Annotated in this window: 2 protein-coding genes; one reads left to right on the forward strand and one right to left on the reverse strand. The window is 43.5% G+C overall.

All coding sequences use genetic code 11. From position 1 onward, the window contains the following. Window positions 1-45: 45 nt before the first annotated feature. A complete protein-coding gene (locus PX484_RS11400; protein ID WP_002759175.1) occupies window positions 46-453 on the forward strand; it encodes a GxxExxY protein in 408 nt (135 codons plus the stop codon). Between the two features lie 148 nt (window positions 454-601). Here PX484_RS11400 and PX484_RS11405 read toward each other — a convergent pair. Then, the coding region (locus tag PX484_RS11405; protein WP_288103884.1) for a glycogen/starch/alpha-glucan phosphorylase at window positions 602-3,006 on the reverse strand (2,405 nt) is incomplete at its 5' end.

Here is a 3,006-nt window from a genome sequence, read left to right on the forward strand (position 1 = left end):
AGACAATCTAATCAAAATCCTCACTTCATCATCTAAATCCTAGCCATGACTTTTATTAATCCCCAATACCCTGAAAGTGAACTAACAGGTAAAATTATTGGTTGTGCAATGGAAGTTCACCGTATCTTAGGAAATGGTTTTCAAGAAGTAATTTATCAACGTGCTTTGGCAAAAGAAATGAACCTACAGGGATTATCTTTTTCGAGAGAACACGAAATGCCGATCTTTTATAAAGATGATCAAATAGGTACAAGACGAGTTGACTTTTTTGTTGAAGGTAAAGTGATGGTAGAATTAAAAGCCGTTATTCAACTTGAAGACGTTCACTTAGCACAAGCTATCAATTATCTCGAAGCTTATGGGTTAGATATTGGATTATTGCTTAATTTTGGAAATATCAGTTTACAGTTTAAAAGAGTTCACAAGCCGAAAAGAAAACCTAACTATAACTAGAAATAATTGAAGTGTATAAAACTTAAAATCCTAGTCCATCAAACAATCATAAAAATCATAGTTTAGACGTTTTCATCAAGCATTTTTGGGGGCTACGGTTCCAGAATTCGGGCTAGTCAAGGACTAAACCCGAACTTGACCGAGTTTTTTAATCCTCTAAACTAATCTTGACTGGATTAACTTTCCAAATCTCTTGACAATATTCCCATATCGTGCGATCGCTAGAGAATTTCGCCATACGAACCGAGTTGAGAATCGACATCCGCGTCCACTTGTCCCGATCGCGATAAGCTTCACTTACCTGTTCCTGACAATCAGCGTAGGATTGATAATCAGCTAAAAGCATATACTGGTCATCGTAGAGGAGAGAATCAACGATCGGCCTGAATAATTCCTGGTCACCATGGCTAAAATAACCACTCTTAATTCGATCGATCACTCCCTTCAATTCGCGATTATTTTTGTAATAGCTCATCGGTTCATAACCGTGGGCTTTCTTAGCATAAACTTCTTCTGCTGTCAAGCCAAAAAGGAAGAAATTTTCTGCCCCTGCTTCCTCGCGAATTTCGATATTAGCGCCGTCCAGAGTCCCGATGGTGAGGGAGCCATTCATGGCAAACTTCATATTACCGGTTCCGGAAGCTTCCTTACCCGCCGTAGAAATCTGTTCGGAAAGATCCGCCGCCGGATAGATGCGTTGACCCAAAGAAACGTTAAAGTTAGGCAGGAAAACCACTTTTAAACGACCTCTGACATCAGGATCCTTATTCACAATTTCAGCCACAGCATTAGTTAACTTAATAATTAACTTCGCCATAAAGTAGCCGGGGGCTGCCTTACCACCAAAGATAAAAGTGCGCGGCACGATATCGATCTGAGGGTTCTGTTTAATGCGATTATAAAGGGCGATAATGTGCAGAACTGCCAGATGTTGGCGTTTGTATTCGTGAATCCGTTTTACCTGCACATCGAAAATCGAATTAACATCCACCTCGATATTGCGGGTTTTCAGCATATGAGCCGCTAAATCGGCCTTATTCGCCTGTTTAATTTCATACCAACGCTGACGAAATTCGGGATCATCAAGGTATTGTTCCAGTTTTCGCAATTCCTTCAGGTCTTTTAACCAATTATCGCCGATTTTTTCGGTAAATAGTGCCGATAATTGGGGATTGCTCAATAAAATCCACCGGCGCGGGGTGACACCATTGGTTTTATTGTAGAATTTTTCCGGCCAGAGCATGGCAAACTCTTTCAGGGTGTCTTTTTGCAGTAACTCGGTGTGTAAGGCAGCGACTCCATTAATCGAGTGACTACCCACACAGGCTAAATTAGCCATGCGAATTTGTTTATTACCCCAACCAGCTTCTTCAACTATCGACAATTTGCCCAATAACTCCTCGTTATCGGGAAACCAAGTCCGCACATCGTCGAGGAAAAAGTGATTGATCAGGTAGATAATTTCTAGATGTCGGGGCAGCAATTTCCCGATCAGATCCGCCGACCAACGTTCTAGGGCTTCCGGCAATAGGGTATGATTGGTATAAGCGAAGGTTTTTTGGGTAATTGTCCAAGCTTTTGACCATTCTAAGCCGTTTTCATCCACTAACAAACGCATTAACTCAGCGATCGCAATGGCGGGGTGAGTATCGTTTAGTTGAATAGCGGCGGTTTCGTGGAAGTTTTGCAGATTTTTGTGGCTTTTTAGGTGAATGCGAATTAAATCTTGCAGGGAAGCGGCCACAAAAAAGTATTGTTGGGCGAGACGTAATTCGCGACCGGCGGGGGTATTATCGTTGGGATAAAGGACTTTAGAAATGGTTTCCGCGTCCATTTTTTCGGCCACGGATTGATCGTATAACCCGGCGTTAAAAGCCTCAAAATTAAACGATTCACTCGCTTCTGCCTTCCAGAGACGCAAAGCGTTAACCGTGTTGGTTTTGTAACCCGGGACGGGGGTATCGTGGGGAATGGCTAAAACCCGACGTTCCGGCAGCCATTGTACCCGTTCCTGTCCCTTATCATCGTGATAGATTTCCGTCCGGCCACCCAGTTTTACTTCCACACTTTCATCGGGACGGGGTAATTCCCAAGGATTGCCGAAGCGTAACCAGTTATCGGGGATTTCCACCTGCCAACCGTCTTGGATCATTTGATGGAAAATGCCAAATTCGTAGCGGATACCGTAACCGATAGCGGGAATTTCTAGGGAAGCGAGGGAATCGAGGAAACAAGCCGCTAAACGCCCTAAACCGCCGTTTCCGAGGCCGGGATCCGGTTCCTGTTCGATAATTTCCTCAAAATCAAGACCTAATTCCTCGATCGTCTCTTTGATTAGGTCGTAAATACCCAAATTAGCGAGATTATTGCCTAAATACCGCCCCATGAGAAATTCGGCGGAGAAATAGCAGACGAGTTTAACTTTTTCTTGTTTGTAGGTGTCGGTGGATTTCAGAAAACGACGCAGGAGGCGATCGCGAACGGTGTAGGCAAGGGCGACATAGTAATTGTAGGGACTGGCATTAGTGCGGTTAACCCCTTGCAAATAAAACA

This window comes from Microcystis sp. M49636_WE2 (assembly GCF_030065375.1).
Lineage (GTDB): Bacteria > Cyanobacteriota > Cyanobacteriia > Cyanobacteriales > Microcystaceae > Microcystis > Microcystis aeruginosa_C.

Bases quoted from the DNA above. Each gene is read 5' to 3' on its own strand.
- PX484_RS11400 (WP_002759175.1), top strand. From the start codon at position 46: ATGACTTTTATTAATCCCCAATACCCTGAAAGTGAACTAACAGGTAAA.